The following is a 19,143-nucleotide window of genomic DNA, read 5'->3' as shown; positions in this document are numbered from 1 at the left end:
AAAATAAAAGAGTATTACCGTAATACCCCTTATTTTTTTATAAAAAAGTAGCCTTCTGTGCAAATATTTTTTGTTTTCTGAAATGATCTACAGCCAAATCCACTAATTTTTCATCATCTGTCACTGCAAATACGCACGATCCGCTGCCCGACATTAAAGCAGTATCAAAGCCCATTTTTAAAAGAGCACTTTTTATTTCTCCAATCTGCGGAACAATCTTTACAGAAACCCCTTCTAATGTATTTCCCATACATTTCAGCATTTTATCATAGTCATTTTCCTGTATCGCATCTTTTAACGCACGACAATCCGGATGAATCTCATTGGCAATATCCAACATTCCAAATGATCTTTTCGTAGAAACCCCTTTTCTTGGCTTAATCAAAACAATATGTTTATGAATAGGGTTATCTATAAACTCCAGCTTTTCGCCTATACCGGATACAAACGCTGTTTTTTCATGAATACAAAAAGGAATGTCTGCTCCGATCGATTTGCCTAATTCAGCTAATTCTTCATAACTCAGCCCTAACTTAAACAAGAGGTTGATGGCACGCATCACAGCCGCTCCATCAGCACTGCCTCCGGCTAATCCTGCCTGCATGGGAATATGTTTGTAGATATGAATACGAACTCCTTTTTTAATATCATAGCGCTCCATCATTGCTTTTGCGACTTTATACATAATGTTTTTTTCATTTACGGGCATAATCGTACTATTGCTGGAAATTTCTATTCCTTCATCAATAATATTGATATAAAGAAGATCATGTAAAGAGATCGGTGCCATGATCATTTCTAATTCATGATATCCGTCTTCTCTTTTTCCCACTACATTTAAACCAAGATTAATCTTAGCGTGTGCTCTTATTTTCATCCCATTCATTCCCTTCTTGGATAGATGTTGCGGGCGACCCCGCGCGTATCGATTCCACCGATCCCTGCAGCTTTATTATAAGTATTTTTGATGACAGTTTCAACATCGACATAATTCTTCACGCTTTCATTCGCTACTTGAAAAGCAATATAAACAGGGTCTAAGGCATGAATATTCTTTCTTTGTGGGGAAGAAGCAAAATTAGCTCCTGCCGCTATCAACAATTCATAATTGGACTGACAGCCCCCGGCAAAAATCACTAATTGATCAATATTGCTTTCATACAGGCGTGCTTGTTTAACGGCTTCAATATAATCACGGGTATGACTGTAGGTGTCAATATTTTCACAATTTCCATCTCTGGACATGGAATCATGACCGGTAATCACCAAAATCTGCGGCTTATGCTTTTCCAGCAGTTCATAAATCTGATCTTTCATTTCGCCTTCTTTTAAATAGATACATACTGCTCGAACTCCCAATGCCTTATATTTTTCTTCACACATTTTTAAATATCTGGGATCTCCGTCTAAATGGAGTACTTTTCCCCTGATTACTTTATCATTTCTTAATAATGCCGATTCATCCAATTTGGTCACAAAATGGCTTTCTTGTGCCGGTTCCAAATCGTCCAATGTGCTGTCTGCTACCAGTCGAACCTCGACCCCTTTTAAATAAACGACATCCTTTTGAATATCATAGATTTCAAAAACGATGTCGCGGTTATATTTTATACGTACTACTAAATCTCCTATTTTCATATGACCACCTATATAAATATATGAAAAATATTAAATAAGGTCATACAATTCTTTAAATTGATCCAAAGATAATTGTTCTGCACGTAATTTAGGATCAATATTACAAGTCTTTAATACTTCTTTCAGCTTATCTTTATCTTGTGCAGTCAATGATAAATTATTATAGATCGTTTTTCTTCTTTGTTTAAAACAGACTAGCAGGAAGCGATAAAAATCATTAAGATTTTCTTTATTCATTTCCTTAAAAGTGACTGAAATCACAGCAGAGTCTACTTTCGGTTTAGGGATAAAGACATTTGCTGTGACAGTGAATTCATACTTCACTTCTCCCACATAGTCCATCATCAAACGCAGGGGACTTTTTTCTTTTGAAGTTAGCTTTAATGCTACTTCTTTTTGCATCATTCCAACAAAACAATCCATCTTTATGGAACTGATCATGATTTTTGTCAAAAGTTCACTGGTAATATAGTAAGGCAGATTAGAAATAATGATGAAATGATCATATTCTTTTAATTCCTCTGCCAATGCTTGAAGATCCACAGTTAAGAAATCTTGCAGACGAACCTCTACATTTTGATACTCACTTAGACTATAAGCCAATACATCCTTGAGACGTTCATCAATATCATAAGCAATGACCTTTTTGGCAGATCGGGCAATATATTCAGTCAGTCCGCCGATCCCCGGTCCGATCTCTACAACACAGGTATTTTCTTGGATATGAGCACACTCTACGATGTTTCTGATAATATTGATATCCACCAAAAAATTCTGACCAAAAGATTTCTTTGCCTGAAGTTCAAAGCGATCCAATATTTCCAATGTATGATTTACTTTTCCGATATCTCTCAAGTGTCTTTTCCTCCCTGAGTTATAAAATCTTGAATCTGCTGAGCAGTAATGCCAACTAAGTTCAGTCTTTTAAACAATGTTTTAACATTCCCATAGCCCAAATGAAAATGATCGTATATTTCTTCTCGTCTTTTTTTATTACCGATAATATCTAATTGAATAAATTCTGACCAAGTAATGCTTTCACTATCAGGACTAAATGTCACGACATTTTCCAGTGCTTCCAAAATAGCATCTTGGGTAGCTTCGGCAATTCCTACCTTATGATGTTTGATCGCATCTTTTTTATTCACAAAAGCATGCTTGCAATGTGGAATCACCTTTGATATCTTGTCACGTATTTGTTTTCCTGGAAAGTCAGGATCGGTCATCACGATAATATCACGTGTCAGACTTGTTGTTTTGATATAATCCAGTGTCTTTTGATTTAATCCAGATCCGCCGGTTTCAATCGTATCGACATCTAAAAACGATTTTAATACTTGGGTATCTGTTTTCCCTTCAACAATAATGACTTCATTAATCTTCATATTTAACCCCCGCTGCTTTTTTCGCTAAATAATCGGCTCTTTCATTATAAAGATCGCCGCTATGTGCTAAAACTTTAATAAACTGGATTGCAATTTTTGTTCTAAATTCTTTGATGATCTGCTGATATCGCTGCGTTCCGACCTTATTTGCTTTCCATAATCCATCTGCCCATTTTTGTATCCCTTCATAATCATAATAAATATAGATCGCTGAATACCCATGTTCAATAGCATACTTTATAGCGACCTCACTTCCAAATATTTCCCCGGCAACATTACGCATCGACGCATACTCCGGATGATCGCCTTTCCCCAATAATTCTTTCACTACGGTCTGTCCATCTAAAAGCACACAGCCATACCCATATTCCTTCGTTTTAATATTGTAACTGCCATCAACATAAGCAATCAAGCCTGGCTGATCAATCGTTTTAGGCTGATCTTTGATAAACGCTTCTGCTTCTTCTTTGGATGTGAAACTTTTATATACTGCTCCTGAGAATCCTGCCACCTGCTTTTTACATGCCTCCCAAGTAGAATAAATTCCCGGTACTTTTCCGTTTTTTACTGCATAAAATTTTGCCATATCTACACCTCATTGCCTCTATCATAGCATTTCATTATTAAAAAAACCAGTCTATTAAAAAAGAACTCTTTTGCTACCGTTCCCTTCATTTGGATAACCAAATATTGAGTATATTTCACTTAGAGTTCTAAAATTTAATTTCAAACACATCTATTTCCGGCGGCACCATAAAACGTGCATGAATCTTGGTTGTGCCAATACCGGTATTTACAAATAACAACGTATCTTCATCAATAGTATAGAAACCATCCACATAGCGATGCGCTAATTCAGTGCGTATTCCCGGTATGATCGGCAGACGAATCTGTCCGCCATGACTATGCCCGGTTAATATCAGATCTGCTGATGTATTCACTAACATTTCTGCTTCATCAGGTTCATGCATCAATAATACGTTATAATCGCCATTTAATTGATCAGCGGTTCGCTTCATTTGCGGATTGCCCAATAAAAAGTCATCAACTCCGCCAATAGAGAGTATTTTATTATCTACCTTAATCGACATTACTTCATTACTTAGTACAATAAAGCCGGCATTCTCCATTAAATCCTGATAGATGCGCTCGGCACCACCGCCATAATCACGATTGCCCCATACCGCAATCTTTCCATAGGTCGCTTGCAAACGGGAGAGACTTTCCTGCACCTCTTTGTTTTTAGGATACTGGGAGTAAACATCAAATAAATCCCCTGTAAACACAATAAGATCAGGATCTAATCGATTGGTTTTCTCAACCAACTTATCTAATTGTTTAATATCATAATGATTTCCCACATGGGTATCTGACAGCTGCACAATCTTAATGGAAGCAAGCTGATCATTCTTTTCTAACTCATATTCATTAACAACTAATCGTTTAGGCTCCACCAAAAAGGCATATCCTATGCATAGACAGCCAACTATAAACAATACCGCAAATACTTTTAATAAACGTTTGACTATCTTCATTGTTCTCTCCTTTTTGTTTCGTTTATCGTTCTTGAAGTACACTATTCTAAAATAAAAAGATTCTCTAATGAAATCACGTTTTGTGACCTTCTTCACATTAGAGAAATCTAATTTATTCTACAATACTCATCTGTTTTTATCAACTAAGATCCTAATTTATTTTGTTGCGGCAATAAATTCGTCTTTCACTTTTTGAAGCAATTCTGGTTTTTCCAACAATTCCAATGCGGTTAAAGCGATCCCTTCGGCAGCTTTGATTAACCCGTTTTTACCTTCTGGGGAAATAGTTGCCGCAGCCATTTCCTTTGAATGTCCAGTTACACACGTATCGGCAATTTTAATTCTTCCTTGAATAGTCGGACATTTATAGCTTACAGCACCAACATCTGTTGATCCGTCCCCTACTTCATTAACAGGTTCAATATCGGGAACACCGAGTTCCGTATATTTATCATTCAAAATATCGGCTAATGTATAGTTAATCAAAGTGTCTTCATAAGGACACTCATAGATTGAAGTCTTAAAGGTTGTGCCAGTCGCAAGACATGCCCCTTTTGCACATTCGATTGCTTTGTCTGTTACTTCCAAAGCATATTTCATTGTCGGTGCTCTGAAATAATATTCCATTGATGTATAAGCCGGAATAACATTGGCAGCAGCTCCGCCATCTCTGATAATTCCATGAATGAACGTATTCTTTTCAACAAATTGTCTCAATAAATTGATTTGAATATATGTCATCACAGCAGCATCTAAAGCAGAAGCCCCATCCTGTGGATGACAGCCATGTGCATTTTTTCCGAAGAATTCAAACTTCACCGGATTGATTGCATTTGAACGTCCGCCTAATCCACTTGATGTTCCCGGATGTACCATCAGTGCAGCATCGACATCATCAAATACCCCTGCCTCTGCCATCGAAACTTTACCACCGAAGTTTTCTTCAGCCGGTGTTCCAACAACTAATACGGTTCCGCCAAATTGATCGATAACGGCTTTTAAGGCTTCCCCTGCCGCAATCCCAATTCCGGCAATCAGGTTATGCCCACAGCCATGCCCTACTTCCGGTAAAGCATCATATTCACACATAAATGCGATTTTAGGTCCAGGTTTTCCTGTCTCATACTTTCCTAAGAAACCAGTGGGAACAACATATCCTTTGGTTGTTTCAAATCCAGCCTTTTCTAAATATGAAGAAAGTAGTTCCATTGTTTCAAATTCTTCATTTCCGATTTCCGGATTTTCATACATACTCTTTACTAAACTCATGTAATCTTCTACTTTTGATTCTACTGAATCTTTAATAATTTGTTTGCAGTCCATTGTTTTTCTCCTTTTTTCTTTTATAAAAAGCAACAAAAGTTGCTTTCTATTATTATTCAGCTGTTTCTAATTGATTGATTTGGTCTTCTGGAATTTCAAAAGGCATTAATTTAACAGCATTTTCATACCATTTAGTTAAATTATCTAATCCATTCTCGTCTTTAACTTTTGCTTCTTCAATTACTTCATTGATTACTTCTAATAGAGCTTTTGAACTATCTCCTTTAGCGACGATTACTCCTGTTCTATCATAAAACTCATCTGGATCCATATTAAATTCTTTTTCTGGTAAAATTGTAATGTTGTTAAAGGTTTCCATCAAAGCATAAGCCTGAGTTGAAGTACATACAAAGGCATCAATATCCCCAGTAGATAATAATCCTGCACAAGAAGTTGTATCCGCAACAGCTACAATATCACTTTTATTCGCTACTACTGCTAAAGCCATATCATATTGAATAGAACCTGTCTGTGCTCCAATTTTTATTTTAGCGTTTTTCACATCTTCTTTTGTTTTAAATTTTTCAGCGTCTTCTTTTCTTACCATTAAGCCTTGCCAGCTTGTTTCTCCGGTATCTCTTGAATAGTTATCAGAAAAATCAACTACCTCAGCTCTTTCAGATTTCCAAGCAAAACCGGAAATCCCCATATCTACATTTCCTGCTTGAACGTTTGCAATTACTGTATTAAAGTCTGATTCTTGAATTCTTAATTCTACTCCGATTTTATCAGCGATTGCTTGTGCCATGTCAATATCGGATCCGACTACTTTCTTTTTCCCGTTTTCTTCAATATAAAATTCATTTGGTGCATAATCAGGAGAAGTTCCTAATGTGATATACCCCTGTTTTTTTATTTGTTCTAACCTATCAGTTTCTCCACCTGAACTACATCCAACTAATGCTGCTGTCATACAAGCAACCATTAATAATTTTACTAATTTTTTCATAGTTTTTATCCCCTTTTCTTTTAATACATCACTTTATCAAAAAATTCTTTTGTTCTTTCGTGTTTTGGATGATTGAATACCTCATCCGGAGTTCCTTCTTCTAAGATAATTCCTTGATCAATGAACATTACACGTGATGCGATTTCTTTCGCGAAACCCATTTCATGAGTTACAATGACTGTTGTCATTCCTGATTTAGCTAAATCTTGAATAACTAATAATACTTCTTTTACCATCTCTGGATCTAAGGCACTTGTCGGTTCGTCAAACAACATAACATCGGGTTGCATCGCTAATGCTCTGGCAATCGCCACACGTTGTTTTTGTCCACCGGACAGTTTATTTGGATAAACATCTTTTTTATCTTCTAATCCCACTTTTTTTAGTAATTCCAAAGCTCTGTCATGTGCCTGTTCTTTTGATAACCCTTTAACTTTAATGGGTGCCAGCATAATATTTTCAATTACCGTTTTATGAGGAAATAAATTGAAATGCTGAAATACCATACCAATGTGTTCTCTTACCTTATTCAAATCAAAATCTTTATCTACTTTTGTTGTCAAATTCTGATCTTTAAAAATAACTTCCCCTTTTGTGGGCTCCTCTAGCAGGTTAAGGCATCGTAAGAAAGTAGACTTTCCAGATCCTGATGGACCAATAATGGCAACCACTTCACCTGTATGAATCTCTGTTGTAATTCCTTTTAAAACTTCTAACTTACCATAAGTTTTGTGTAAATCGACTGTTTTAAGCATCTGTATTCATCTTCCTTTCTATTTTGCCTGAAATAAATGTTAAGACTGTTGTTAGTGCTAAATAAATAATTGCGATAATAATATAAGGTTCAAAAATACGATACGTTGATCCTTGTATTATTTTCTGTGTATACATCACGTCACCTAATCCCAATGTTGAAACAAGTGAGGTCTCCTTAATCATCATAATAAACTCATTAACTAAAGATGGTAAAACGGTTTTTACTGCCTGTGGCAAAATAATTAAACGCATTGTTTGCTTACTGTTTAACCCTAGTGATCTTGCCGCTTCAGCTTGACCGGCATCTACTGCATTTAATCCGGCTCTGAAGATTTCACAAATATATGCCCCTGAGTTTAACGATAATGCAATGATACAAGATAAATACATAGATGATCTAGGAATTCCCATAATATCAGGAATCTTTATACCTAATGAAGGTAGACCAAATGCAACAATATACAATTGAAGTAAAATTGGTGTTCCTCGAATGACTGAAGTATAAATATTTGCTATCCAATTAATAGGTTTAATTCGTGATCGCTTCATAATCGTTGCAAGGAATCCTATTACAGTCCCTGCAATAACCGTTACAGCAGTTAACCATACTGTTGTGATCGCACCTTCTACAAACCATGTCCAATAAGGCGCCATCGTTGAAAAATCTAATGTCATTGTACCAATCATAACTTCTCCTCCTTTTATAAATAAAAAACGCCTCTTGAAATAAATCAAGAGACGAATATATCGCGGTACCACTCTCGTTGATATAAGTTGACCTCATATCCACTCTCGCTTGTAAGGTAAGCTTACCGAATATCCTATGAATTCAGATATCCCCCTCCAAAGTGCGCTTCGCCATCTTTCCTGTGTTAATCTCTCACCTACATTAACTCGCTGAAACATTTCAGATAACTACTCTCTTTATCGTTGGGTTTATTTGTATGCCCTCATTATACATTTTTAATTTTACTTGTCAACACCTATTTATTATTTTTTCTTTTTTCTTTATTAGCACTAAATTTATGGTTCCCCTAAAATATATGCAAAAGGTTCGTATATTAGTAATGTATTTATAAAAAACATTAAGTATTAAATTTTAAATTTAGTTTAAATTGACACATCGTTTAATTTAGTTTACATTATAACTAACGAAATGAAAGGCGGATTACACTATGCTTAAAGCAGTTATTTTTGATATGGATGGTCTCATGATCGACAGCGAAAGAGTCACTTTTGACGGGTATGTGATCGAATGCAATAAATTGGGACACACCATGACAGAAGAATTTTATAAAACCCTATTAGGTAAACCTATTGCCGGAATCTATGCGCAATTTCATAAAGAATTCGGAGAAGATTTTCCCATTGAAGAAGTTATTCAAAAAGTGCATGCTTATATGGCAGATTTATTTGAAACAAAAGGGGTACCGATTAAACCCGGTTTAATCGAACTGTTGAAATATTTAAAAGAAAACAACTATAAAACGATTGTAGCAACATCTTCTAATCGTCATCGTGTCGACGTTATTTTAGAGAATGCAAAGATTGCTTCCTATTTTGATGATTCGATCTGTGGTGATGAAGTGTCAAAAGGAAAACCAAATCCGGAAGTATTCCTGAAGTCTTGCGAAAAACTCGGAGTCAGTCCAAATGAGGCATTAGTATTAGAAGATTCCGAAGCCGGTATTCAGGCAGCCTACAGTGCTGATATTCGTGTGATCTGTATTCCTGATATGAAATATCCGGAAAAAGAATATGCAGAGATGACTTATGATATTGCAAACAGTTTAAATGATGTTCTGACTTTAATAAAAGACCAAAAACTATAAAATATACGCGGTATGATTTCAATCATATCGCTTTTTATTTTAAATTCCTTTAAAATAGGTTGATAAATTATTTAAAATAGCCTATATTTAAAGTAACAAAGGGGATGAGAAGATGTATAAAATTTCTTGCTAAAAAATAGGATGCACAAGGTCAAATAATGACGAGTTTTTGTGTGTCCGAGCAAGAAATTATATATCTTCTTTTTATTATGCTTAAAAAGGACTGTAATTTCTTGCAATCTTTTTTGATTATAAGGAGGACACTTATGGCATTAATAAATATATCCCAATTAACATTTTCCTATGATTCTTCATTTGAAAATATTTTTCATAATGTAAGCTTTCAGATTGATACGAATTGGAAGCTTGGATTTATCGGCAGAAATGGGAGAGGAAAAACAACTTTTTTAAAACTATTGATGGGGGAATATGAATATAAAGGAACAATCAGTGCCGACATTGAATTTGATTATTTTCCTTTTTCGATTGAAGATGATTTAACAATCAACATTATTGAAGAAATGCTCCCAAATATTGAACAATGGCAGATTTACAAAGAATTTTCATTACTGGAAATTCCTGATGAAACATTGTATCAGATGTTTTTTACTTTATCCAAAGGTGAACAGACTAAAATTATGCTCGCCATCTTATTTTTAAAGGAGCATCACTTTCTATTGATCGATGAACCGACAAACCATTTAGACATGAATGGACGCAGGGTTGTCAGCGAGTATTTAAACAAAAAGAATGGATTTATCTTAATCAGCCATGATCGTACTTTTTTAGATGGCTGTATCGATCACGTATTATCCATCAACAAAGCGAATATTGAAGTGCAAAAGGGAAATTACAGCACTTGGAAACAAAATAAAGATTACCAAGATCAGTATGAACTTAATGAGAATCAGCGTTTAAAGAAAGATATTAAGCGTCTAAATGAAGCCGCTAAACGCACAACGCAATGGTCAGATGATGTTGAAAGCACAAAAAAAGGACAGCGCATCTCCGGATTAAGACCCGATCGTGGTTTCATCGGACACAAATCCGCTAAAATGATGAAACGGTCAAAGACACTGGAAAAAAGACGAAACGATCAGTTAAACGAAAAAGAAAAACTGCTTAAAAATATTGAAGAAGCAGAATCACTTGCTATCCATCCATTAAAGTTTCACAGCAGTCAGATGCTGTATGTCGATCATTTAAACATTGTCTATGATCGTCCGATTATCCAAGATCTCAGCTTTAATGTTTATGACGGTGAGCGAGTGGCTTTGATCGGCAAAAACGGTTCCGGAAAATCAAGTATTATTAAATTGCTTTTAGGACAAGAGATTCCTCATTCCGGTACGATATTTATTAAAAATCAGTTAAAGATTTCCTATGTATCACAAGATACTGCTTTTTTAAAAGGAAATTTAAAAGAATATGCTCAAAATATCGGGATTGATGAAAGCTTATTTAAAGCAATTTTAAGGAAATTAGATTTTTCAAGAATTCAATTCGAAAAAAACATGGAAGAATTCAGTGCCGGACAAAAGAAAAAAGTGCTTATTGCGAGCAGTCTTTGTCAGCAGGCTCATTTATATATTTGGGATGAACCACTCAATTATATTGATGTTTTATCGCGTATTCAGATTGAAAATCTCATTTTAGAATATCAGCCAACGATGATCTTTGTAGAACATGATGCTGCATTTACAGATAAAATCGCAACCAAGCGTATTCAATTAGGATAATTTGTTTTATAATACCTCTAACGGAGGTATTTTTATGTATTTAATTAAAAATATAGAAGTCTATTCACCTACTTACTTAGGTAAAAAGGATGTTTTAGTCAGTGACAAAATTGAAATGATTCAAGATCACATAGAAACGACTCTATTCCCTATCCTAGATGGAACACATAAAAAATTAATTCCCGGCTTCATTGATCAGCATGTGCATATTACCGGAGGGGGTGGTGAAGGAAGCTTCAAAACAAAAGCACCCGAAATTACCCTTTCTAAATTAACTGCTGCCGGAATTACTACTGTGTTAGGTCTTTTAGGAACGGACGGTATCAGTCGTGATGTTGAAAATCTGTTATCCAAAGCGAAGGCTCTAAAAGAAGAAGGAATCAACTGTCTGATCATCAGCGGCTCCTATCAGTATCCACCTATCACCATTACCGGTGACATCAAGAAAGATGTGCTGTTTATCGATGAAGTCGTTGGCTGCAAACTCGCCCTGTCAGATCATCGTTCCAGTCATGTCACTCCTCAAGAATTAATTCGTTTAGCCAGTGATGTCCGTGTCAGTGCCTTATTAAGTGGAAAACCCGGTATTTTGACTTTGCATATGGGGGATGAAAAAGAGGGGTTAGCCCCCGTATTTGAAGCCTTGGAAAAAACGGATATTCCTATTACAGTGTTTCGTCCTACCCATGTGACAAGAAATCCCCACTTATTAGAAGAAGCGTATCGACTATTAAAGATGGGAGGATATATTGATATGACAGCCAGTCCCGATCATCAGCCCACTCATGCTATTATAGAAGCGAAAAAGCGTCAGCTCCCATTATCACGCATCACAATCAGTTCCGACGGACAAGGCAGCTGGTCGCATTATGATGAAGACGGGCATCTGACAAAAATAGGAGTATCCAGTGTCGATTGTTTATTTAAAGAGTTCAACTATATGCTGACTGCCGGATTCACGATAGAAGAAGCTTTGCCATTCTTCACTGTCAATGTAGCTAAAGGATTACACCTCAACAAGGGAATAATCGAAGTTAATAAAGATGCTGACCTTCTCTTGTTGGATGAGAATAATGAAATACAAGATGTAATGATTAAAGGTGTTCTTCACATTCAAAATAAAGAATTGTTAATCAAAGGAACATACGAATAAACCGGTGAATATCCTCACCGGTTTTTATTATTCTTGAAAATAATCTTTAATATTATGTTCCTGGTCATCAAAATAATTAATCTTCATGGCATCTTTTGCCTTCTTTAAAGTAGCATTCGCTTTAGCATTCGCCTTATCACAACCATCTTGTAAAACTTTCATCACACTATCAATATCTTTTTCCAGTTCTTTTCTTCTTTCGCGAATCGGTGTCAAAATCTCCTCTAATACACTATTTAAGAAACGCTTAATCTTCACATCTCCTAAACCGCCACGCTGATAATGGGCTTTTAATTCATCTAAGTTCTTGTATTCAGGAAGATATTTTTCAAAGTATTCATCTTTACAGAAAGCATCTAAATAGATAAAGACTGTGTTCCCCTCGACACTGCCCGGATCTTCTACTTTTAAATGATTAGGATCCGTGTACATACTCATTACTTTTTTCTTTACTTCTTCAGGAGTATCTGATAAATAAATACCGTTTCCTAAAGATTTGGACATCTTTGCCTTTCCGTCAATTCCCGGCAGTCGCAAACACACTTCATTATCTGATAATAAACCCTCCGGTTCCACTAACACATCCCCGTAAAGATGATTAAAACTACGCACTACTTCACGCGTTTGCTCGATCATCGGCATTTGATCTTCACCAACGGGAACACAAGTCGCTTCAAACGCCGTAATATCTGCCGCCTGAGAAACCGGATAATTTAAGAATCCGGCAGGAATACTTGTTTCAAATCCCCTTTGTTTGATTTCTTCTTTTATGGTTGGGTTACGTTGTAATCTTGCCACTGTTACCAAATTCAAATAATAAGCAGTCAATTCATATAATGCCGGAATCTGAGATTGAATAAACATAGTCGTTATTTTTGGATCTAGTCCAACTGATAAATAGTCTAAAGCTACTTCTAAGATATTTCTTCTTATCTTTTCCGGATTATCAGCATTATCGGTTAATGCCTGTGAATCGGCAATCATAATATAAATTTCATCAAATTCTCCCGAATTCTGTAATTCCACACGTCTTCTTAAAGAACCAACAAAATGTCCTAAATGTAGGCGACCGGTTGGTCGATCTCCTGTTAAAATGATTTTTTTCATAATTTTTCCCTCTTTCTAACAAAAAAAGTTTCTGCCCAATAGGACAAAAACTGATCCGCCACCTATTCAAACACCATCATGTCTGTTTCCAATAACGCAGGAATTGCGGCGCCACTACTCGTTTCCTTTCGTTTTGCTTCTCATCAGGCCCATTCACTAGAACATGGATATAAGTTTCCACCCACCACTTACTCTCTATAATCTCTCTTTCAAGCTACTCTTCCTGATTAAGCGAATTTTTTTGTTATTAAAATAATAGAACGTAAACAAATTTTTGTCAACGAAGTTAATTAAAAAACTTTATTTTCTTAATCCCCAAATTAAGAATCAGTATAAATATAATTGGAACGATCAAATACCCCCATTGTCTTTGCATATGTAAATAAGGAATTGCACTTAACCATTGATTTAAAACACCATCACTTACACGGATAATGCCAACACTTAATAGGATACCTAAAACATTTAATATAAATGTCTGCTTCATATTAAAATGACTTAATTTACTAAGTAATAGATCAACACCTAAGCAAAATAAACTAATAACCGCAAAAAGATCTAAGGCTTTCATTATCTTTTGCATATACCCGATCACTTGATCATGCTGATTTAGGGTAAATCCTTGCTGAGTATGCAAAGCCTCCATATCCGTAGACGGTGCAAATAATAAACGTTGGGTCATAGAATCAGGTATTTCTTTGATATAGACTACCCAATCATTTTGCATCTGAACACTCGCAATACCACAAATACGATAATCAAAAAGCTCTCTGCCCAAAAGTTCCTGATTACTCTCTAATTGATAATGCTCAATTAAATAATCGGCTATTTCCCAAGAAATAATCATTTCATCCTCTGTTTTTGGCAATTCACCGTTTTTTAACTCTATAGGATAGTGAATAAGCTGATAGACAGAAACTTCTTGATTCTCTAATTGAAACAAACGTTCATCTTGATAGCCAATCATTGAAACATAGTGCTGTTTTAAATCATCTATATTAGAAGTAAGGTCAATCTCCACTTGATTGTAATGATAATACCATGCGGCTTTATTATAATTTTCAATCGTACCATTCACTATTAAAGAGGTACAAAAATAAAGACCGATAATAAAAATAGAGACAATAAAGATATAAAAGATAGATTTAAAAAGGTTAGTCGAATGCATAGCTTCATCTCCTAACCTTTATTATAACGATATTCGATTAATTGTCCAAACTATTCTTTTTGTAGACAAATTTAAACACTATGAGTGAAATAATCATCCATGCGGCAATCACTGCAATTGAGAACAATCCTTTTCCTGTCAATAGATCACTGGCACTTTCGATACCTTGCAGCCACATCATCGACTGAGTGGGAATAAATTGTGTAATCTTACTGATTGATTCTGACATCATCCCAAATATAGGTGCCATAAACAACAGCATCACCGGAGTTGAATAGTACCCTGTTGCCATCTGATCTTTAGAAATTAAGCCAATCACTGCCCCAAACATCAACGCCGATAAAGACGTAATAAAGATCACCAGCATAATCCAAGGAAACGATGCAATATCTACTCCGCAAATGAAATAAACTAACACATTCACACCTAAGAACATAACAATGCCTAATACCAGTTTTGCTGTCATGAATTCAACGGCTGATACATTGGAAAGCATCAATGTACGAAGTGTATTTTTCTCTTTTTCTTCCGCAATGCTCATTGCCACAATGGAAATAGGTACAACCCCTATATTTAAGATCGTACATAAATTAAAGACATACATTCCCGCTTCATCCGGCATTTCCATAATATGTGTATAAAGGAAAGCAAATCCAATTGGCAGCAACAACATGAAAGCTACATTAGGACTACGGAATAAGTTTTTAATATCTTTAATAAACAATGCTTTTATTTTATATCCGGCGATTTTCATTATGCTGCCTCCTTCGTTAATTCTAAGAAAATATCTTCGATTGTCGGTTCAATCGAATGCAATGTGATAAGCTCATCATTTTTTGAAAGCTCTGCTAATTGAAGCAATGCTTCTGATGATTTATCAAATTCTATTTTTCCATTCTCTTTAAATACAGCCACCATTTTATCTTTAGCGTATTTCACTTTTAATTCTTCCGGGCTTCCCGATTCAATCACATGCCCTTTATTTAAGAAAGCAATACGATCACATAACTGATCTGCTTCTTCCATTCGATGTGTTGTCAGAAAAATTGTTGTTCCTTCTCTATTTAGTTCCAACAACATTTGATGAATTTCTTTCGTTGTTGAAGGGTCTAATGCTGCTGTTGGTTCATCCAAGAATAATAATTTTGGTTTATGCAATACAGCCTGAACGATCAGTGCTCTTTGTGTCATCCCTCTGGATAAACTTTTCATCTTTTTATTACGGTCCTCGTATAACCCAACACGTTTTAATAATTCATCAATTCGTGCATGATTTACTCTGCGAATATCTGCAAAGAATTTAATATTATCATATAAGCTAAAGCGTTCATACGCACCGCTGTTGTCACTTAATATGCCTATTTTTTCAAATGTATCCTGTGATACATGGTCAATATCTTCACCAAACAATTCAATCATGCCGCTTTCTGCTTTCAACTGCTTTGTCAGCAATTTGATTGTCGTTGTTTTACCGGCACCACTGGGACCTAAAAAACCAAATATTTCGTTTTCATAAACTTCAAAGCTTAGTTGATCCAATGCTTTTTTTCCATCAAAAGATATACTGACATCTTTCATGATTAACTCATTTTTCATAATATCCCCCCTGTTTAAATCATCTTACACACTTTTATATCATTTTACCACTTATTTAGGTCGAAAGGAGCCTATAAACAGCTGAAAGGAGTCCTAAAAATCATAGAGCTCCCTTAATTCATCAATTCTCCCTTTAGCTAGAGGAACATGTTTGTCTTCCATATTTTTCAATTTAAGCGAATAAGAGTTCTTTGTCCATTTCTTCACTTCTTCGACTTTTTGCATATTGACTAAGTAAGAACGATGACAGCGATAAAATCCAAATCGTTTTAATTTTCCTTCTAACTCATCTAATGTGTATTGACATGGAAACATACTGTCCCGTACAGAGATAATCGTTTTTGAATTTTGTGCTTCAACATAACTGATATCTTCCGGGTCAAATAAAAATACTTTATCTTCTACTTTTGCACTGATTTTTGTATAAATCAATGGTTCCTGACGCAGCAAGTCAAAATAATCATCGGTATAAATCTTTTGCATTTGACCTTGGTATAAAGTATAAGGATTGCCCGGTAAAAGCAAGGTTGATTTTAAAGATAAAGAAGTGGTAATCAGCTTCATCTGTTCTTTTAATGTACTGATCCAACGTAATATAATATTAAAACTGGCTTCATCAAGATCTTCAGCGGTTCTTGTATATACATAATTTTAGGATCGCGCAGTAATTCTCTGGCTATCGCCACTCTTTTTTTCTGCGAATGGGTCAGCTGATGACATCTTAGATTCATAAGTTCATTTAGATCCATGATATCAACGATATCCTGATACCTATCGATTTTATTAAGTCGGCCAAAAAGCCTGAGATATTCTTTCACTTTCAAGCGATCATAGAGATAAATATCCTTTGTGACAACACCAATCTGCTTCCATGTTTGTACGTATTCCAAGATTTGATCACTGTTTTTACTATCACACTCAATATTGATGATCATGCCATCTATTTGCATTTGCTCACTTATATTTTCTAAATAATTCATACCTTTATCCCCTGATATTTCTATTTTGACTTTAACATAAATCTATTATATTGCCAACCAGAATAAAAATATTTCAAAGAGGATTTTTATGCTGCTCAATATTTTTGCAATTCACCATCTGTTTTTTATGGTATAGTATGAATACGATTATTTAAAAGGAGTAGTATACTAAAATGAATCATACAATTAAAAAGATAGGATTATATTTACTAACAGGCATCATTAGTTTATTTTTATTAGTACGAATTGAGGGAATCATAATTTATTTAACACAGCTTTATGATAAATTTGTTCATCATCTTGAATACCCTTGGATGGATACAAGCACGATTATTATTCAAAATAGAATCATTATTCTTTTAATTGTCTATTTTATCTATCGTTCTTTTTTTGCCAAGAATAAAAAATAAAGTGTTCAAGCAATCTAAAACACCGGAATCTTTTAACTCCGGTGTCTTTTTTTATCCTTTTTATGTAGTTTAACCATCGGCTGAATTTAATCTATTTGCTCCTCTTTTTCTAATAAGCATCCATAAGATTCCATATATCAACTGATGCTTTTTTATTTAATTCGATAACATAGTAGCTTTCATTATGAAGAGGGATACATAAGGTTTCCTGCGTTAGATATTTTTCCAGTAAGTCTGCATTTTGTTTTAATTCGCAATCATTCAACTGCAAGAAGTAACCATCCAAATCAAAACTATTCAACACATCTTCAATGATTCCTGAATAGTGATAAAACGCTATATCTGAATCATCAATAGATAACGTCTGTAATCCCACCATTCGATTAGCCAGAACTACCTTGTCTTGCAGCTGACTTTTAAGCGTTTCAAACAACCCTACACCTTCGCCATCATAAGTGTGTTGAAATAAAACAGATTGATTTAATACGTTTTCACTCTTCTTTTTTAAAGATAAATAATTCGGCTTTTCTTTATCGCCGGATAAAATTCCTTTAGATACACTTCCGTCTTCATAAACAGCATTCACCACTTCTTCTGTATTTAAAGCATCAGCAATAACTCTTCTGTTTTCTGCTTCAGACATCAAATCATTATTTACATTAAACATCAGAAAATCTCTTTGTCTGCTTGAATATTCATAAATACGATAGGCACCCAACTGTTTTATGGCATCAAGACTGTTTTTAGAAATAACCATCGTATCTATTTCCTGCTCATTTAATGCAAGCAGATCCGCAGTGACTAATTTTATTTTTTGGTATGTTGTTTTAGTTGTGTTATATTCATTTTTAATCAACGTGACTTGATCATATAAAGACAGGCTTTCTATTTTATATTCTCCTGCCCCAAGATGTCTTTGTGTGTTATTGGAATATGGATAGGCACCATTTTGCTCTTTTAGAATAGGAAGTTCAAAACAATAAAATATATTGGAATTAAGTTCAGCAAATTGGATTTCTAAAGTTTGTTCATCTAATTCTTTTATGCCACTGATGTCCTGTGCTTTACCGCTCTGATAGTCTTTCATTCCTTTAATACATAAATAGGTGTTTTTCCCCTCATAATTTACATCTGGATGGTTTAGATAATAATAACTATATAAGACATCTTTTGCAGTTAACGAGCTTCCATCGCTGAATTTGAGGTCTTTTTTGATTGTTATAAGGGCTTTTGTTCCCTGCTCTTTTAAAAGAATGCTGTCAGCTAAAAGATACTCAAAATTTCCTTTATTAATATGAACTAAAGAGGGATAGACTAACTGATTGATTATTTGTGTGGAATCACTTTGTTGTAAATAGGGATGAGTATTAGACGGTAGTTGTGAAACCCCAATAACATAAGTATTTTTTCTTTCCTCATCCTGTTTCTTTACTTTAGAACGCTCCCCCGAGAAAATAAGATTAGCAGGTTCCTTTGGTGTTTTAACCGTCATATAGACAACCATACTCATCACAACAACCATCACAATCCCTATAATACATTTGTATTTCATTCTATCCCTCCTAATAACGA

21 protein-coding genes and 1 other annotated feature are annotated in these 19,143 nt (G+C 34.9%); of the genes, 4 read left to right on the top strand and 17 right to left on the bottom strand.

Annotated features, from left to right (window positions below; genetic code table 11):
- Window positions 1–37: 37 nt before the first annotated feature.
- The 10 genes from ispE to BN1225_RS13810 all read right to left on the bottom strand — a co-directional run bounded on the left by ispE (window position 38) and on the right by BN1225_RS13810 (window position 8,273).
- Entirely contained in the window at window positions 38–877 is an 840-nt protein-coding gene (gene ispE, locus BN1225_RS13855) for a 4-(cytidine 5'-diphospho)-2-C-methyl-D-erythritol kinase (protein WP_041140470.1), read from the bottom strand.
- 5 nt (window positions 878–882) lie between these two features.
- Complete coding sequence (locus BN1225_RS13850) at window positions 883–1,638, bottom strand: sporulation peptidase YabG (protein WP_041140362.1); 756 nt, start codon at window positions 1,636–1,638, stop codon at window positions 883–885.
- A 30-nt stretch (window positions 1,639–1,668) separates the two neighbouring features.
- Complete coding sequence (gene rsmA / locus BN1225_RS13845; protein ID WP_041140361.1) at window positions 1,669–2,493, bottom strand: 16S rRNA (adenine(1518)-N(6)/adenine(1519)-N(6))-dimethyltransferase RsmA; 825 nt, start codon at window positions 2,491–2,493, stop codon at window positions 1,669–1,671.
- A complete protein-coding gene (rnmV, locus tag BN1225_RS13840; protein ID WP_041140360.1) occupies window positions 2,490–3,023 on the bottom strand; it encodes a ribonuclease M5 in 534 nt (177 codons plus the stop codon). The genes rsmA and rnmV overlap by 4 nt, the downstream gene beginning before the upstream one ends.
- Window positions 3,013–3,609: a ribonuclease H1 domain-containing protein gene (locus BN1225_RS13835; protein ID WP_041140359.1), complete on the bottom strand. Its 597-nt coding sequence runs from the start codon at window positions 3,607–3,609 to the stop codon at window positions 3,013–3,015. Before BN1225_RS13835 ends, rnmV begins: the two co-directional genes overlap by 11 nt.
- 127 nt (window positions 3,610–3,736) lie before the next feature.
- The gene (locus tag BN1225_RS13830; protein WP_041140358.1) at window positions 3,737–4,558 is read right to left on the bottom strand and encodes a metallophosphoesterase; all 822 of its coding nucleotides are present in this window, start codon (window positions 4,556–4,558) and stop codon (window positions 3,737–3,739) included.
- A gap of 156 nt (window positions 4,559–4,714) precedes the next feature.
- The gene (locus BN1225_RS13825; RefSeq protein ID WP_041140357.1) at window positions 4,715–5,881 is read right to left on the bottom strand and encodes a M20 family metallopeptidase; all 1,167 of its coding nucleotides are present in this window, start codon (window positions 5,879–5,881) and stop codon (window positions 4,715–4,717) included.
- 52 nt (window positions 5,882–5,933) lie between these two features.
- Window positions 5,934–6,830, bottom strand: a complete 897-nt coding sequence (locus BN1225_RS13820; protein WP_052466724.1) for a transporter substrate-binding domain-containing protein — start codon at window positions 6,828–6,830, stop codon at window positions 5,934–5,936.
- A 20-nt stretch (window positions 6,831–6,850) separates the two neighbouring features.
- On the bottom strand, window positions 6,851–7,585 hold the full coding sequence (locus BN1225_RS13815; RefSeq protein WP_041140356.1) for an amino acid ABC transporter ATP-binding protein: 735 nt from the start codon (window positions 7,583–7,585) through the stop codon (window positions 6,851–6,853).
- Entirely contained in the window at window positions 7,578–8,273 is a 696-nt protein-coding gene (locus tag BN1225_RS13810; protein WP_041140355.1) for an amino acid ABC transporter permease, read from the bottom strand. Before BN1225_RS13810 ends, BN1225_RS13815 begins: the two co-directional genes overlap by 8 nt.
- A 44-nt stretch (window positions 8,274–8,317) precedes the next feature.
- Window positions 8,318–8,526, bottom strand: a binding site (T-box leader).
- A gap of 235 nt (window positions 8,527–8,761) precedes the next feature.
- Between BN1225_RS13810 and BN1225_RS13805 the strand changes: the two genes are divergently transcribed.
- From BN1225_RS13805 to iadA, 3 genes are all read left to right on the top strand, one after another.
- The gene (locus BN1225_RS13805) at window positions 8,762–9,418 is read left to right on the top strand and encodes an HAD family hydrolase (RefSeq protein WP_041140354.1); all 657 of its coding nucleotides are present in this window, start codon (window positions 8,762–8,764) and stop codon (window positions 9,416–9,418) included.
- A 266-nt stretch (window positions 9,419–9,684) separates the two neighbouring features.
- On the top strand, window positions 9,685–11,157 hold the full coding sequence (abc-f, locus tag BN1225_RS13800) for a ribosomal protection-like ABC-F family protein (RefSeq protein WP_041140353.1): 1,473 nt from the start codon (window positions 9,685–9,687) through the stop codon (window positions 11,155–11,157).
- Window positions 11,158–11,191: 34 nt separating this feature from the next.
- Entirely contained in the window at window positions 11,192–12,310 is a 1,119-nt protein-coding gene (gene iadA / locus BN1225_RS13795; protein ID WP_041140352.1) for a beta-aspartyl-peptidase, read from the top strand.
- A 27-nt stretch (window positions 12,311–12,337) separates the two neighbouring features.
- Here iadA and trpS read toward each other — a convergent pair whose 3' ends face one another.
- The 6 genes from trpS to BN1225_RS13765 all read right to left on the bottom strand — a co-directional run bounded on the left by trpS (window position 12,338) and on the right by BN1225_RS13765 (window position 17,161).
- A complete protein-coding gene (trpS, locus tag BN1225_RS13790) occupies window positions 12,338–13,417 on the bottom strand; it encodes a tryptophan--tRNA ligase (RefSeq protein ID WP_041140351.1) in 1,080 nt (359 codons plus the stop codon).
- Window positions 13,418–13,703: 286 nt separating this feature from the next.
- On the bottom strand, window positions 13,704–14,585 hold the full coding sequence (locus BN1225_RS13785; RefSeq protein ID WP_041140350.1) for a hypothetical protein: 882 nt from the start codon (window positions 14,583–14,585) through the stop codon (window positions 13,704–13,706).
- A gap of 37 nt (window positions 14,586–14,622) precedes the next feature.
- Window positions 14,623–15,339, bottom strand: coding sequence for an ABC transporter permease (locus BN1225_RS13780; RefSeq protein WP_041140349.1), 717 nt, complete (start codon window positions 15,337–15,339; stop codon window positions 14,623–14,625).
- The gene (locus tag BN1225_RS13775; RefSeq protein WP_041140348.1) at window positions 15,339–16,181 is read right to left on the bottom strand and encodes an ABC transporter ATP-binding protein; all 843 of its coding nucleotides are present in this window, start codon (window positions 16,179–16,181) and stop codon (window positions 15,339–15,341) included. Before BN1225_RS13775 ends, BN1225_RS13780 begins: the two co-directional genes overlap by 1 nt.
- A 93-nt stretch (window positions 16,182–16,274) precedes the next feature.
- A complete protein-coding gene (locus BN1225_RS13770) occupies window positions 16,275–16,745 on the bottom strand; it encodes a LytTR family DNA-binding domain-containing protein (RefSeq protein ID WP_041140347.1) in 471 nt (156 codons plus the stop codon).
- Between the two features lie 8 nt (window positions 16,746–16,753).
- Window positions 16,754–17,161 carry an ATP-binding cassette domain-containing protein gene (locus tag BN1225_RS13765; RefSeq protein ID WP_041140346.1) on the bottom strand — a complete coding sequence of 136 codons (408 nt, stop codon included), beginning with the start codon at window positions 17,159–17,161 and terminating at the stop codon, window positions 16,754–16,756.
- 173 nt (window positions 17,162–17,334) lie between these two features.
- Between BN1225_RS13765 and BN1225_RS13760 the strand changes: the two genes are divergently transcribed.
- A complete protein-coding gene (locus BN1225_RS13760; RefSeq protein WP_041140345.1) occupies window positions 17,335–17,571 on the top strand; it encodes a hypothetical protein in 237 nt (78 codons plus the stop codon).
- A 109-nt stretch (window positions 17,572–17,680) separates the two neighbouring features.
- Here BN1225_RS13760 and BN1225_RS13755 read toward each other — a convergent pair whose 3' ends face one another.
- Window positions 17,681–19,123 carry an ABC transporter substrate-binding protein gene (locus BN1225_RS13755; RefSeq protein WP_041140344.1) on the bottom strand — a complete coding sequence of 481 codons (1,443 nt, stop codon included), beginning with the start codon at window positions 19,121–19,123 and terminating at the stop codon, window positions 17,681–17,683.
- Window positions 19,124–19,143: the final 20 nt, after the last annotated feature.

It is taken from the genome of Beduini massiliensis (assembly GCF_000829905.1).
Taxonomy (GTDB): domain Bacteria; phylum Bacillota_I; class Bacilli_A; order Erysipelotrichales; family Coprobacillaceae; genus Beduini; species Beduini massiliensis.
Note: the sequence above shows the minus strand (reverse complement) of the source record. Positions and strands in the feature narration are given on the sequence as shown.

What these genes read in the sequence shown, in the direction of transcription:
- iadA (WP_041140352.1), top strand. Translation starts at nt 11,192, where the DNA reads ATGTATTTAATTAAAAATATAGAAGTCTATTCACCTACTTACTTAGGT.
- ispE (WP_041140470.1), bottom strand. Translation starts at nt 877, where the DNA reads ATGAAAATAAGAGCACACGCTAAGATTAATCTTGGTTTAAATGTAGTG.
- BN1225_RS13815 (WP_041140356.1), bottom strand. Translation starts at nt 7,585, where the DNA reads ATGCTTAAAACAGTCGATTTACACAAAACTTATGGTAAGTTAGAAGTT.
- BN1225_RS13830 (WP_041140358.1), bottom strand. Translation starts at nt 4,558, where the DNA reads ATGAAGATAGTCAAACGTTTATTAAAAGTATTTGCGGTATTGTTTATA.
- BN1225_RS13820 (WP_052466724.1), bottom strand. Translation starts at nt 6,830, where the DNA reads ATGAAAAAATTAGTAAAATTATTAATGGTTGCTTGTATGACAGCAGCA.
- BN1225_RS13780 (WP_041140349.1), bottom strand. Translation starts at nt 15,339, where the DNA reads ATGAAAATCGCCGGATATAAAATAAAAGCATTGTTTATTAAAGATATT.
- BN1225_RS13775 (WP_041140348.1), bottom strand. Translation starts at nt 16,181, where the DNA reads ATGAAAAATGAGTTAATCATGAAAGATGTCAGTATATCTTTTGATGGA.
- BN1225_RS13835 (WP_041140359.1), bottom strand. Translation starts at nt 3,609, where the DNA reads ATGGCAAAATTTTATGCAGTAAAAAACGGAAAAGTACCGGGAATTTAT.
- trpS (WP_041140351.1), bottom strand. Translation starts at nt 13,417, where the DNA reads ATGAAAAAAATCATTTTAACAGGAGATCGACCAACCGGTCGCCTACAT.
- BN1225_RS13770 (WP_041140347.1), bottom strand. Translation starts at nt 16,745, where the DNA reads ATGAAGCTGATTACCACTTCTTTATCTTTAAAATCAACCTTGCTTTTA.
- BN1225_RS13825 (WP_041140357.1), bottom strand. Translation starts at nt 5,881, where the DNA reads ATGGACTGCAAACAAATTATTAAAGATTCAGTAGAATCAAAAGTAGAA.
- BN1225_RS13755 (WP_041140344.1), bottom strand. Translation starts at nt 19,123, where the DNA reads ATGAAATACAAATGTATTATAGGGATTGTGATGGTTGTTGTGATGAGT.
- rnmV (WP_041140360.1), bottom strand. Translation starts at nt 3,023, where the DNA reads ATGAAGATTAATGAAGTCATTATTGTTGAAGGGAAAACAGATACCCAA.
- abc-f (WP_041140353.1), top strand. Translation starts at nt 9,685, where the DNA reads ATGGCATTAATAAATATATCCCAATTAACATTTTCCTATGATTCTTCA.
- BN1225_RS13805 (WP_041140354.1), top strand. Translation starts at nt 8,762, where the DNA reads ATGCTTAAAGCAGTTATTTTTGATATGGATGGTCTCATGATCGACAGC.
- BN1225_RS13810 (WP_041140355.1), bottom strand. Translation starts at nt 8,273, where the DNA reads ATGATTGGTACAATGACATTAGATTTTTCAACGATGGCGCCTTATTGG.
- BN1225_RS13760 (WP_041140345.1), top strand. Translation starts at nt 17,335, where the DNA reads ATGAATCATACAATTAAAAAGATAGGATTATATTTACTAACAGGCATC.
- BN1225_RS13850 (WP_041140362.1), bottom strand. Translation starts at nt 1,638, where the DNA reads ATGAAAATAGGAGATTTAGTAGTACGTATAAAATATAACCGCGACATC.
- BN1225_RS13765 (WP_041140346.1), bottom strand. Translation starts at nt 17,161, where the DNA reads ATGAATTATTTAGAAAATATAAGTGAGCAAATGCAAATAGATGGCATG.
- BN1225_RS13785 (WP_041140350.1), bottom strand. Translation starts at nt 14,585, where the DNA reads ATGCATTCGACTAACCTTTTTAAATCTATCTTTTATATCTTTATTGTC.